This is a genomic window from Sphingomonas sp. TX0543 (assembly GCF_048565505.1).
Lineage (GTDB): Bacteria > Pseudomonadota > Alphaproteobacteria > Sphingomonadales > Sphingomonadaceae > Sphingomonas.
The window spans coordinates 1,661,155-1,673,667 of record NZ_JBLZUS010000002.1 but is presented as its reverse complement, the minus strand read 5'-3'; the positions used below and the strand labels follow the sequence as shown (position 1 = coordinate 1,673,667).

The window sequence follows — 12,513 nt, the reverse complement described above, 5'->3', positions numbered from 1 at the left end:
GCTCAGCCGCCGCGGATCGCGGAGACGTCGATCACCCGATCGATCGTCCCGTCGTCCACCGATACCTGACCGTCCAGCATGAGCATCGCCAGCCCGTGGGCGAGCGACCATGCCCGCAGTGCAAAGGCGTTCGCATCCGTGCCCGGCGGCGCCAGCGCCGCTGCGGTGGCTTTCAGCATCGCCATCGCATCGTCTTCCTTGTCGTGGAAACCCGGCGGCACTGGATGCGCGAATACCAGCCGGAACAGGCCGGGATTGTCGCGCGCGAAACGCACATATGCCGCGCCCGTCGCGCTGAACCCGGCCACCCCGCCGCCAGCGCGCTCCGACGCCTCGCGCTGCGCGCTCGCCAGCTTCGCCAATGCCTCACGCGCGACGGCGGCCATCAGCGCCGCCTTGTCGGGAAAATGGCGATACAACGCCGTCGCGCTCACGCCGACGCGTCGCGCCAGTTCACGTAACGACAGATCGTCCGCTCCCTGGCTTTCGAGCAGCGACACGCCCTCCGCCACCAGAGCCGCCCGGAGATCACCATGGTGATAAGCCTTTGCCATCCACGCACATAGCGCCGCCCATGCCGGGCGGGCAAGCAGATGTTGACAACGCTCACATTACGCTCGCGTCCGCCGCACTTCTTCTGGTCAATCGCGGCGGCGCGGCAACTGGGCGGAAGGCGGGGATTGCGCGTGCCGACGCCGTCATTTCGCGCATGACCGGCGAGCTGCTCGATCAGGCGCCGATCAATGACTGCGCCTGCACCTCAGTCACTCAAACGATCGATCGGCGGTTCGAGGGCCCGGCCCGCTTGTCGCGCGCAATTTCGCTCTTGCAAATAATCTTGTGCAGCGCATCATCAAATGACGAGCGAAGGAGAGCGAATGGCCTTTTTCGAGATGACGGATCAGAACGCTGCGGTTCGGCCCTGTTATGCCGAGGTTCAGCGCTGGATCGATGAAGTCGGGATCGAAAGGCTCAACGCGCGGCTGAAGGAAGCCGAAACGATATTTCGCCGGATCGGCATCACCTTTGCGGTCTATGGCGAAGGCGGCGATCCCGAACGGCTCATACCCTTCGATCTGCTGCCGCGCGTGTTTTCCGGCGCGGAATGGCGCACGCTTGCGCGCGGCATCCGGCAGCGGGCTCAGGCGCTCAACGCCTTTCTCTACGACGTCTATCATCGCGGCGAGATCGTCCGCGCCGGGATCGTGCCGAGCGACCTCATCTATCGCAACCGCGCCTTCCTGCCGGAGATGATCGGCTTCGATCCGCCCGGCGGGGTTTACAGCCATATCGTCGGGATCGACATCATCCGCACCGGCCAGGGCGGCTTCCAGGTGCTGGAGGACAATTGCCGCACACCATCCGGCGTGAGCTACATGCTGGAAAACCGGGAGATCATGCAGCGCATGTTTCCCGAGCTGTTCGCTTCCACCCACGTCGCACCGGTCGATTCCTATCCGAACGATCTGCTCGCGACGCTCAAGGAAGTGGCCCCTGCGGGCGCCGGCAGCGATCCGACCGTGGTGGTGCTGACGCCGGGCGCGTTCAATTCCGCCTATTACGAGCACAGCTTCCTGGCGGATCTGATGGGCGTCGAGCTGGTCGAACCGCTCGACCTGTATGTCGATAACGACAAGGTATGGATGAAAACGACGCGCGGCCCCAAGCAGGTCGACGTCATCTATCGCCGCATCGACGACGATTTCATCGATCCGCTGACGTTCCGCCCGGATTCGCTGCTGGGAGTGCCGGGGCTGTTCGGCGCCTATCGTGCGGGCGGGGTGAACCTGTGCTCCGCGCCGGGCGCGGGTATCGCGGATGACAAGGCGATCTATCTCTTCGTGCCGGAGATGATCCGCTTCTACCTGTCCGAAACGCCGATCCTCGAAAACGTGCCGACATGGCGCTGCGCCGTGCCGGAAGAGCGCGCCTATGTGCTCGATCATCTGGACGAGATGGTGGCAAAGGAGGTCCACGGCTCCGGCGGCTACGGCATGCTGATCGGCCCGAAGGCGACGCGCGCCGAGGTGGCCGCCTATGCCGAGCGCATCCGCGCCGACCCGGCCGACTTCATCGCGCAGCCGACGCTCGATCTCTCCACCGTGCCGGTGCTCGGCCATAACGAGATCGTGGGCCGTCACGTCGATTTTCGTCCCTACTGCCTTGTCGGCAAGCGGATGCGACTGGTGCCGGGCGGACTGACCCGCGTGGCGCTGACCGAAGGCTCGCTGGTGGTGAATTCGTCGCAGGGCGGCGGGGTGAAGGACACCTGGGTGCTGGAAGATTGAGATGCTGAGCCGCACCGCCGAGAACATCTTCTGGATGGCCCGCTATATCGAGCGCGCCGAAAGCACCGCGCGGCTGATCCAGATGGGGCAGCGCATGACGATCCTGCCCGGCCCGATCCACCGCGAGGAATGGCGCTCCGTGCTTCGCGTCACCGGCGCCGACGGGCTGATCGAGGGCGATCGTGCCGTGGCGGAGGCGGATATCGTCCGGCTGCTGCTGCTCGACGAGAACAACCCCTCGTCGATCCGCGCCTGTTTGCTTCAGGCCCGCGCGAACGGGCGGGCGGTGCGCACGGCGCTGACGCAGGACATGTGGGAGGCGCTGAACGACGACTGGCGCCGGCTGGAGCAATATGACGTGACGAGCGCGCGGCGCAACCTTCCCGAATTGCTCGACTGGGTGAAAACCCGCGCCTCCACCTTTCGTGGCACAGTGGAAACCGGGCAGTTGCGCAACGAAGGCCATGATTTCCTGCGGATCGGCGGCGCGCTCGAACGCGCGGAGATGACGCTGCGGCTGCTCGACGTGAAATATTACGTGCTGCTGCCCGAAACCTCGGTCGTCGGCGGCGTGCGCGATCACTATCAGTGGACATCGGTGCTGCATGCCCTGGCCGCCGCGCGGGTCTATCACCACGTCTATGGCGGCGGCGATTATTCCCCTTGGCGCATCACCGACCTCCTGGTGCTCAACCCGCAATTCCCGCGCTCGATTTCGTTCTGCTTCGGCCAGATCGGCTGGCATCTCGATCGCCTGGCGCAGTCGCACGGCGGGCGCAGCGCGGCGCATGACACCGCCGCCGCGATGCTGGCCGAGCTGCGCGACCGCGAGAGCGGCGAGATATTCGAGGAGGGGCTGCACGAATTCGTGCAGAATGCCCTCAACGTCACCAACCGTCTGTCGCGCGAGATCGCGCAGACCTATCATTTCAACTGATGCTGCTCCTCGTCCGCCACCTCACCCATATGCGTTATCCGGCCGGCGCGGCGGGGCTGGCGCTGCGCCTCAAACTGTTTCCGCCAAGCTTCGACGGGCAGCGCGTGATAGACTGGCACGTCGAGATCGACGGCGAGGAGACTACGCACGGCACCATGGGCGGCTATGGCGAGCGTTTCGCACAATGGCTGAGCCACCGTCACCACGACGAGCTGGAGATCGTGGCGCACGGCCGCGTCGAAACGGAGGATCGCGCCGGGATCATCAAGGGCTTGCGGCGCGCGTGCCCGCCGGAGGTTTTCCTGCGCGACACGCCGTTGACGCAGCCTGACGAGGCAATCCGCGCGCTTGGCGGCGGGCTGGAGCCGGGGGCCGGCGCGCTGCCGGGGCTGCACGCGCTGAGCGCCGAGGTGCGAGCCGCCCTGCCCTATCGCAGCGGGATGACCGACAGCGCCACCCCCGCCGCCGCGGCGCTGGCGGGCGGCGGCGGCGTATGCCAGGACCACTCGCATATCTTCATCGCCGCTGCCCGCGCGCGCGGCGTGCCGGCGCGGTACGTCACCGGCTATCTGCTGGCCGGCGACGAGGCCTACCAGCAACTCGAAACCCATGCCTGGGCAGAAGCCCATGTGGCTGGGCTCGGCTGGGTCGGGTTCGACGTCGCGAACGGGCTGAGCCCGACCGATCACTACGTGCGCCTGTGCACTGGTCTTGACGCCAATGACGCGGCCCCGTTACGCGGGATCGTGACCGGCGGGGGGCCGGGAACCGTTTCCGCCGACGTGAGGATCGCGCGCGGAGAAGGCGATATCGAAGCGATGCAGCAACAGCAGCAGCAGCAGCAGCAATGAAACGGGGGCACGAGTTCGCATGACCTATTGCGTCGCGGTGCGCGTGACCGATGGGCTGGTGTTGCTATCCGATACCCGAACGAATGCGGGAATCGACAACATCTCGCGCTTCGCCAAGATGTTCACCTGGGAGGTTTCGGGCGAGCGCGCGATCGGGATACTGTGCTCGGGCAATCTCTCGATCACCCAGGGCGTCATCACCCGGCTGAACAAGGCGATCGAGAAATCCGCCGACGATCCAGAGATCGAAACGGTGCTGAACGCCGAAAGCATCTATCGCATCGCGGAACTGGTGGGCGAGGCGATGCAGGCGCAGCAGGATCGCTATCGCGAGTCGATCCAGGCCGGCGGCGCGGGGGCGGACGCGATGATCCTTGTCGCCGGGCAGCGCGCGGGCGGGCGGCATCGCCTGTTCATGGTTTATTCGGCTGGCAATTTCGTCGAAGCGACAGACGACACGCCCTATTTCCAGATCGGCGAGCATAAATACGGGAAGCCGATCCTCGACCGGGTTCTGAGGATCGACATGCCGCTCGAACAGGTCGTCAAGGCGGTGTGCGTATCGATGGATTCAACGCTCCATTCGAACCTCTCGGTGGGCATGCCGCTGGATCTGGCGGTGATGCGCGCGGACAGCTTCGCGTTTCAGACACGAGAACGGATCGAAGCCGATGACCCGCGCTTCATCGCCATTTCACGCGAATGGGGTGAGCGCCTGCGCGCCGCGTTCCGCACGCTGCCGGGGATGACCGCGGCTCCCTGAACACGCCCGCCGCCAATGATCGCTGAACAAGCGCGGGCATTGGGCGACGCGCCTTCCTGCTTTTCCGCCCGCCGGGCTACCGCGGCACGGCGAGGGAAAATGAGGAGGCCAGCGCCTCGGCCGGGTCGGACGCATCGGCCCATTGCGTCCGGCGGAGAAGGCGCGGATGCAGGAACAACACCGGCAGTTTGAAGAACAACAGCTCGGAGTGGATGAACGTATCGATCGCCCGCTCCCACCATTTCGGATCACGCTTCCCGTGGCTGTGGAGCCAGCCCTGGTAGGGCGCCCAGTGGCTCGGCTCGTCGCGCTCGATGATCCGGAAGATCCGCATCAGCACCGCATCATGCCGCACCAGCGAATGCCGCAGCAGGATTTCCACCTGGCGATGCCCACGCTGCTCGGTCAGTGCGATGACGCGGCACAGCCGCTCGAACAGATCGTCGCGCGCGACGATGGCATCGGTATCGAGTTCGTCGATCGTCGAACGGAACATGATCTCCACGAAGCGGTCGATATGGCCACAGGTGCGATCGATGAAATACGGCATGCTGCCGCGCAATTCGAACCAGCGCTTGAACATGACATAGTGTTTGCGCTCGTCGGCACGGTGCTGTTCGATCGCGGCGATCAGCGCGTGATCGTCGGGCGCGCGGCGGCGAACCGCCTCCAGCACCCGATCGATCGACCTGTAACCGCGATGCTCGTTATAGATATATATCGACCCGAGCAGATCGAGATAGCGCTCGCGAAACCATGTCATCATGGAACGATCCAGCTCCTTTCGTTCCAGGCGGCCGGCCATCGGCCACGCCGTCTCCGCTTTACACGGTCTATCTTTCTTCCAACGTCCGGCGCGCCATATCGAGCCGCGCCGCATAGTCGCGCAGCACTTTCGCCGTCCGCGCGGCATAATCGTTGGCGTCGTCGAAACGCCGCTCCTCGATCGCTTCACGCACCCCCGGCAGCGTTTTCGCGCCATAGCCGGTGAAGCGGCCCGGCGCATAGATGAGATGCTTGTACCACGGACGACCCGGCAGGCCGCGATCGTCGAGCAGCAGCTGATCGATATCGCGGAGTTGAGCGCCAAGCCGATCGCGCTGCGCCCGCGTCAGCCCCGCGCCACGCGCCGCCAGCGCACTGTCGAACGCCGAAGCGGATTGCTTGAGCGTATCGACCGCATTTTCCAGCGCCGCAAGCTCGATATGCGGCGTCATCGGTTCGGCGGCCGGCGCGCCGACCGGCTTTAGCGGATCGCTCGCCAGCCGAAACGCGCCGTCGCTAAGCAATCGATCGCGCTGCTCGTCCTGCGCGCGGCGATCGGCGGCGAGTTTCTTCACCTCGCCGAGATAGGTCGATACCGTATCGGCGAAATCGCCATAGCGCTGCACCGGCAGATCGGCATCGGCCAGTCGCAGCACCAGCCGGCCCACGACCTTCGATAAGGCCGCGCCATATTTCAGGCCCGGATCATCGAACGTCGTCATGTGATGAAAGCTGTCGTAGACCGAATGATAGACGCCGCCCGATTCATCCTCGCCGCCAAATCCGATATTCAGCGCCGGCAGGCCGAGATGCTGGAGATAGGCGGAATAATCCGATCCCGATCCCAGTGCGCCGAGCGGCAGATCGCCGCCGTTCCGCGCGGCCTCCAGCGTCGCTTCGCCCGGATGCTCTTTGCCCTCGAACGCCCCCACCAGCACGGAAGCACGCGCGCGCGCCGCTACAGTCGCACCGGTCTCAGGGTCCGTCACATCGGCGGCGGCGCCATTGACGAGATGCTGAAACGGATGGCTGCCCTGCGCATAGAAGGTGCCGCGCCCGTTGTTGTCCGTGTTGATATAGATCACGGCCTTTTTCTTCAGCTCGTCGGCATGCTGCTCGGCCCATTCGGTGGAGCCGAGCAACATCGGCTCTTCCGCGTCCCAGCTCGTGTAGACGATCGTCCGCGCCGGTCTCCAGCCCTGACGATAAAGCTCGCCCAGCGCTTTCGCCTCGGAAAGCATCGCGACATTGCCTGAAAGCGGATCGGACGCGCCGAACACCCAGCCATCGTGGTGGTTGCCGCGGATCACCCATTGATCGGGGTAGCGCGCGCCCTTCAGCGTCGCGATCACATCATAGACCGGGGTCAGCTTCCAGTCCGACTTCACCGCGAGATGAACGGAAACGCCGTTGTTGCCGCCCATGTGATAAGTGACCGGCAGGCCGCCACGCCAAGGCTCGGGCGCCACCGGCCCACCAAGCCGGGCGAGCAGCTTCTGCGCATCGCCGTAAGACATCGGCAATACCGGGATCTTGAGGATCGTCTTCGCATCCTCTCGCTTCAGCCTCTTGGCGTTCAGTGTCGCGCCTACGCCGGGCGTCAGCGGATCGCCGGGATAAAGCGGCATATCCGCCACGGAGCCGCGCTGCACGCCGCCCGCGGGCCGCGCGCCGCCGACCGGATATACGTCGCTCTGACCATAACCGTCATCGGCCGGATCGGAATAGATGATGCAGCCGATCGCGCCGTGATCCTGCGCGAGCTTCGGCTTCAGCCCGCGCCAGCCGGTGCCGTAGCGCGCAATGACTATCTTGCCCTTCACGTCGATCCCGCGCCGCGCGAGATCCTGGTAATCCCCGGGCATTCCATAGTTCACGTAAACGAGATCGCCGGTGACATCGCCGTCACCCTGAAACGCGACATAGGGTGGCAGCGCATGTGCGGTGTTCGCGGAGGTATCGTCGCCGGCGATCGGCGGCTCCTGCCCGCCAAGCACGATCTTCTCAGGCGACACCATCTCCACCGTCGTGGAAACCGGCGTGGGATAAAGGACATGGAAGGTTTCGATGCGCGCGTCCCATCCCCATTGCCTGAACTTGGCGAGCGACGCCTCGGCATTGGCCTTGTCGTGCGGGGAGCCGACATGATTGGGCTCGGACGCCATCTCCTTCAGCCACGCCAGCTGGTCGGCGCTGCTGACTTGCTGATCGAACCTTGCCTCGATCGCCTTGCTGTCGGTGGGCGCGCTCTGCGCGAGGCCGCCCGCCGCCATCGCCGCGAGCGCAACGCCCGCCAGAATCCGTCCAGCCATGCCCATGCCGTCCCCCCACTCGCCGTTCTCTGTTTCGCACCACAAGAAACCGTTCGCGGGGATAACGCAAGGGGCAGGTGGCGTTACACCGGGGCAGACCTCATCGCCCGCCCCGCGCCTCCAGCCCGGCCTGCTTCATCCGCCAGACGAGCTGATCGAAACGGTCCTGCCCGAAGAACGGCTCTCCGCCGAACGCCATCAGTGGGACGCCATAATGGCCGGCAGCGCGCTGATCGGCCTCGTTCGCCTCGATCGCTGCGGCGAGCCGGCCGCCTTCCGCGGTTACCACCCGGTCCATTTCGGCGAGGTCCAGGCCCGCGCCTGCGATCGCGCGCGCCAGATGATCGCCCTCATGCCAATTGTCGACAATGCCGCTCCAGATCAGGTGGCTGACCGCCGCGACGAATGGCAAGCCGCGTCCGCGCTCCGCCGCAAGCTGACCCAGCCGGCTGAGGCGGTGGATATAGGGCTGCTCCTGCGGGTAACTGCGCGTCGCCATGTCCATGACGACCGGATCCGGGCGCGGCCAGCGATAAGGCAGGCCCAGAAAGGCTGCCGTCCGCACGGTATCGCGCATCAGATAGCTTACCCAGAGGGGATCGCCGTTGCTGAAGAATTCCGGCTGACGCACCGCAATCGGACGCACGACACGCAGATTGCAACGCACATCGAAATCCCGCTCCAGTGCCACCAGTCGCGGCGTGACGAAATAGCTGTAGGGCGATCGGAACGACCAGAAACACTCATAATCCAGCGTCATGCCGCAGGTTCCTCTTGGTGCGAAGCGAGCACCCGTGCGACCGCGCTTTCCACCACCATCCGCGCACGCGGCACCGGAAGGCCCTGATCCAGCCGCAGCCGCTGCCAGGTTTCGAAGCTCAGCATCAGGTCGATCGTCTCGAGCCCGATCTCATCACCGGCGATCGCCGGCGGCAACAATCCCTGCAAGCGGGCGCGCATCGTCGCCACCACGACGGCATGTCGCTGCTGGATCGTCGCGGAGGCATGACGATGCGCGTCGGCGGCGCGCTTGTACGGCATCAGCCGCTCATAGGTTTCGAGCCGGCGCTCGATCATTTCGGCCAGCTGACCGCGCCAGTCAGTCGCGGTGAACGGGTCCAGCCAGTTCCGATATTCGTCCGCCAGCCGCTCGGCCATGCCCGCGTAGATCGCCTCCATGTCCGCAAACTGGCGGAAAACCGTGCGCAGCCCCACGCCGGCGCGAGCAGCGATCTTCTCGGCGGCGGGCGCGGGATCACCCTCGCCCACCAGCGCGACCATCGCCGCGATGATCTTGCGCCGGCTTGCCTCCGATCGCTTGTGCCGCCCATCCTCCGCCGCCATCAGTTCGACCAGTAGATATAGGTTTCGCCATTGCGCGGTGGCGTGCCCAACGGCCGATCGATCGCGATCGGCGAGCGGATCAGCGCCGGCCAGGAAGGCTTTACCTGTTCGGCATCATGCGCGCGGACCAGCGCGGTCAGTCGCCTCACCTCCGCCGGATTGGCGGCGGCAACGTCGCGCTGTTCGGTCGGGTCGCCCTTCAGCTCATAGAGCAGCGACTGGCGCGGGATATCGAGCAGCTGCAACTTGGCATCGCCATCGCGCACCGCCTGATAGGCGCCACTCTTCCAGAACAGGGTACGCCGCGGCATCGGCTGGTGGCGCGCATCGACATAGGGCGCGAGGTCGATCCCGTCGATCACGCGATCCGCTGGTGGCTTCATGCCGGCAGCGGCGGTGGCGGTGGCGAAGACATCGAAATGGCTGACCGGGCCGTTCACCCGCGTGCCCGGCGCGATCTTCGCCGGCCAGCGCATGAAGAACGGCACGCGGATTCCACCCTCGAAGAAGGTCGCCTTCCAGCCTCGATACGGTCGGTTGATCTCGGGCAGCCCGATGTAATGTGCGCCGCCGTTGTCGCTGGTGAAGATCACCAGCGTGTTATCGTCCAGCCCGCGCGCCTTCAGCGCCTGCATCACCTGCCCCACCCCGCGATCGAGCGCGCGGATCATCGCGGCATAGACGCGCGTGCGGTGATCGGGGATCGCCGATAGCGCGTCATAATCGCTCTTCAGCGCCTGAAGCGGCGTGTGCGGCGCGTTATAGGCGAGATAGAGGAAGAACGGCCGGTTGCGATTTGCGTCGATCGCGCGGATCGCCTGATGCGTCAGATAATCGGTCATATAGCGATCGGGATGAAAGCGCTCGCCGCCGTTATATTGCACGCTGAACGGCAGGTTCGCCCAAAGGTATTTGTCGATCGGATCGAAATCCTGCTGCGCATTCACGACGTTCGGATCGCGCTGATCCATGAACATCTGCGCGCCGATGATGAAACCGAGGCTCTCGTCGAAGCCGCGCTGCTCCGGGCGCATCCCGCGCTCTCCACCCAAATGCCATTTGCCGAGATGGATGCTGTGATAGCCGCCGCCACGCAACATGTCGGCGATCGTGCGCTCGCTGGTCGGGATACCCTTCGCATCAGGCGGGGGATCATGGTCAACCGCCGCCTGATCGAGAATCGTCTTGTACTGCCATTTGCTCGGAAAGCCCGCGATCGTCTTGGCAAAGCGCGTATCGGTCGGCGTGAACTCAAATCCGAAGCGCGTCGGATAACGCCCGGTCAACAAGGCCGCGCGCGATGGCGCGCAGGTGGCGTTCCCGGCATAGCCTTGCGCGAAGCTGGCGCCCTGCTGCCCGATCGCGTCAATGTTCGGCGTCTTGAGCAATCCCCGCGCCACGCCTCCGCCGTTGAAGCTGATATCGTTGTATCCAAGGTCATCCGCCACGATCAGCACGATGTTGGGCGGCCGTTGCGCGGGCGGCAGCAATGGCCTTGCCGGCCCAGGTTGCCAGGCGATCTCGCGGAACGGATGCACACGCGGCGCGAGCCAGCCGGGCAGATGCAGCAGCACATAATCTTTCGCCGCAAACCCGGCGACCGCCGCCGCGCCGACGGTGCCGAGCGCGATCTTCTTCCAGCGCTTCATGGCCGCGCGCCCGCAAAAGCGCGGCGCCCGAAAAGCAGCAGCGCAATCATCAGCGCTTCCACCACCATCGGCGGAAAAGCCGTCGCGGCCGCGCCGTCCGCGATCAGGCTGACCGCTCGCCCCGTGATGGCCACGGCGAGCAACGCGATCGGCACCAGCAGCGGCCCACCCTCGCGCCGCCAGGCGCCGATTACCGCAAACACGCCGCCGACCACGAAGAACGCGGTGAAGTCGGCGCGCAGGGTCGCCATCCCCTGCGTCCCGAGCGGCGACAGGAAGAAGCGCAGCGCCGAGCCCGCCGGATCGAGCAGGAAGCCAAGCCCCAAGATGACGTTGAACAAGCCGACCAGCGCCACCAGCACCCGCGATAGCTGAGTCATCATTTCATCCTCCCCGTTCGTCTTCGACGCAATCCTAACACGCGCGGTGCGATCCGCAAGGTATCGGCATTGATAATGCCATAATATCGCGTATCCTGTCGTTCAGGTAATTGTCGGAGGGCAGGATGATGCGCGCGATCGGATGGGTGGGCGGCGGCGTGGCGCTCGCGCTGACCCTTGCTGTGGCAGCGTTTCCCGGCGCGGTCGGCCGGGGCGCCGCGCGCGCCGCGATCGATGCCCGTGCCGGCGTGGACGTCACGCGAGAGCTGCCCGATGGCCTCCACGTGGCGTTGTGCGGCTCCGGCTCCCCGATGCCGGACCCGACCCGCGCCGGAACATGCAGCGTCTTGATCGCGGGCCGACATGTCTTCGCCGTCGACGCGGGCGAAGGAGGCGCGCGCAACATCATGCTGATGGGCATTCCCACTGGCAGGATCGAGGCGGTGTTCCTGACGCATCTCCATTCCGATCATATCGATGGCCTCGGGCCAATGATGCTCTATGCCTGGACTGGCGCGGCGCGCACGCGCCCGCTACCCGTGCACGGGCCAGCCGGCACCGATAGCGTCGTCGCCGGCTTCGATCGGGCCTATGCGATCGATTCGGGCTTCCGCACCGCGCACCATGGCGCAGGAGTCGCCCCGCCGTCCGGCGCTGGCGGACGGGGATTGCCATTTGCGCTGCCCCCTCGTGGCGACTGGTCACCCGTGAAAGTTTTCGAAGGCGACGGCCTCACCGTCACCGCCTTTCGCGTCGATCACGGGCCGGTCGAGCCGGCCGTCGGCTACCGCTTCACGTACAAGGGGCGCTCGATCGTTTTCAGCGGCGATACCAGCGCCACCCGATCGATCGCCCGCAACGCGCAGGGCGCTGACCTGCTCGTGCATGAAGGGCTGCAACCCCGCCTCGTGGGGTTGATGACGGAGGCGCTGGCACGACGCGGCCAGCCGGGGCTGACCAAGATCACGCGGGATATCCTGAACTATCACACCTCGCCGGAGGATGCCGCTGCGGAAGCGCAGGCGGCCGGGGTGAGGAACCTCGTCTTCAGCCACAACATTCCACCGCTCCCGTCACGGGTGATGTACCCCGCTTTCCTCGGCAGCGCGCGACAACGCTTCGGCGGGACGATCACCGTGGGTGAGGACGGCATGGTCTTCAGCCTGCCCGCCGGCCGCACTGGGATGGAGTTCCGCCGCTGGCCGGTGCGCTGACGGCGCACCG

At 65.6% G+C, this 12,513-nt stretch carries 12 protein-coding genes; 5 read left to right on the top strand and 7 right to left on the bottom strand.

Annotated elements, in window-relative coordinates; all coding sequences use genetic code 11:
* Positions 1-2: 2 nt before the first annotated feature.
* Positions 3-554 carry a TetR/AcrR family transcriptional regulator gene (locus ACM61V_RS08640; protein WP_137785870.1) on the bottom strand — a complete coding sequence of 184 codons (552 nt, stop codon included), beginning with the start codon at positions 552-554 and terminating at the stop codon, positions 3-5.
* A 324-nt stretch (positions 555-878) separates the two neighbouring features.
* On the opposite strand from ACM61V_RS08640, the gene ACM61V_RS08635 reads away from it, so the two are divergent.
* Genes ACM61V_RS08635 through ACM61V_RS08620 form a run of 4 tightly spaced genes read left to right on the top strand, consistent with a single transcriptional unit; the run spans position 879 to position 4,839 of the window.
* The gene (locus ACM61V_RS08635) at positions 879-2,288 is read left to right on the top strand and encodes a circularly permuted type 2 ATP-grasp protein (protein ID WP_419713945.1); all 1,410 of its coding nucleotides are present in this window, start codon (positions 879-881) and stop codon (positions 2,286-2,288) included.
* 1 nt (position 2,289) lies between these two features.
* Entirely contained in the window at positions 2,290-3,225 is a 936-nt protein-coding gene (locus ACM61V_RS08630) for an alpha-E domain-containing protein (protein WP_137785872.1), read from the top strand.
* On the top strand, positions 3,225-4,076 hold the full coding sequence (locus ACM61V_RS08625; RefSeq protein ID WP_137785873.1) for a transglutaminase family protein: 852 nt from the start codon (positions 3,225-3,227) through the stop codon (positions 4,074-4,076). The genes ACM61V_RS08630 and ACM61V_RS08625 overlap by 1 nt, the downstream gene beginning before the upstream one ends.
* 19 nt (positions 4,077-4,095) lie before the next feature.
* A complete protein-coding gene (locus ACM61V_RS08620) occupies positions 4,096-4,839 on the top strand; it encodes a peptidase (RefSeq protein ID WP_419713944.1) in 744 nt (247 codons plus the stop codon).
* Between the two features lie 76 nt (positions 4,840-4,915).
* Here the strand turns inward: ACM61V_RS08620 and ACM61V_RS08615 are convergent, their stop codons facing one another.
* The 6 genes from ACM61V_RS08615 to ACM61V_RS08590 form a co-directional block, all read right to left on the bottom strand.
* Positions 4,916-5,605, bottom strand: a complete 690-nt coding sequence (locus tag ACM61V_RS08615; RefSeq protein ID WP_137785875.1) for a ferritin-like domain-containing protein — start codon at positions 5,603-5,605, stop codon at positions 4,916-4,918.
* A 67-nt stretch (positions 5,606-5,672) separates the two neighbouring features.
* Positions 5,673-7,916, bottom strand: a complete 2,244-nt coding sequence (locus tag ACM61V_RS08610) for a transferrin receptor-like dimerization domain-containing protein (protein WP_249341447.1) — start codon at positions 7,914-7,916, stop codon at positions 5,673-5,675.
* Positions 7,917-8,016: 100 nt separating this feature from the next.
* A complete protein-coding gene (locus tag ACM61V_RS08605) occupies positions 8,017-8,676 on the bottom strand; it encodes a 2-hydroxychromene-2-carboxylate isomerase (protein ID WP_137785877.1) in 660 nt (219 codons plus the stop codon).
* Positions 8,673-9,260 (bottom strand): TetR/AcrR family transcriptional regulator, encoded by a 588-nt coding sequence (locus tag ACM61V_RS08600; protein WP_137785878.1) that lies wholly within the window; start codon positions 9,258-9,260, stop codon positions 8,673-8,675. The genes ACM61V_RS08605 and ACM61V_RS08600 overlap by 4 nt, the downstream gene beginning before the upstream one ends.
* A complete protein-coding gene (locus ACM61V_RS08595; RefSeq protein ID WP_419713943.1) occupies positions 9,260-10,909 on the bottom strand; it encodes a sulfatase-like hydrolase/transferase in 1,650 nt (549 codons plus the stop codon). The genes ACM61V_RS08600 and ACM61V_RS08595 overlap by 1 nt, the downstream gene beginning before the upstream one ends.
* Positions 10,906-11,289, bottom strand: coding sequence for a hypothetical protein (locus ACM61V_RS08590; RefSeq protein WP_137785880.1), 384 nt, complete (start codon positions 11,287-11,289; stop codon positions 10,906-10,908). The genes ACM61V_RS08595 and ACM61V_RS08590 overlap by 4 nt, the downstream gene beginning before the upstream one ends.
* Before the next feature lie 125 nt (positions 11,290-11,414).
* Between ACM61V_RS08590 and ACM61V_RS08585 the strand changes: the two genes are divergently transcribed.
* On the top strand, positions 11,415-12,503 hold the full coding sequence (locus ACM61V_RS08585; RefSeq protein ID WP_212742164.1) for an MBL fold metallo-hydrolase: 1,089 nt from the start codon (positions 11,415-11,417) through the stop codon (positions 12,501-12,503).
* Positions 12,504-12,513 lie beyond the last annotated feature (10 nt).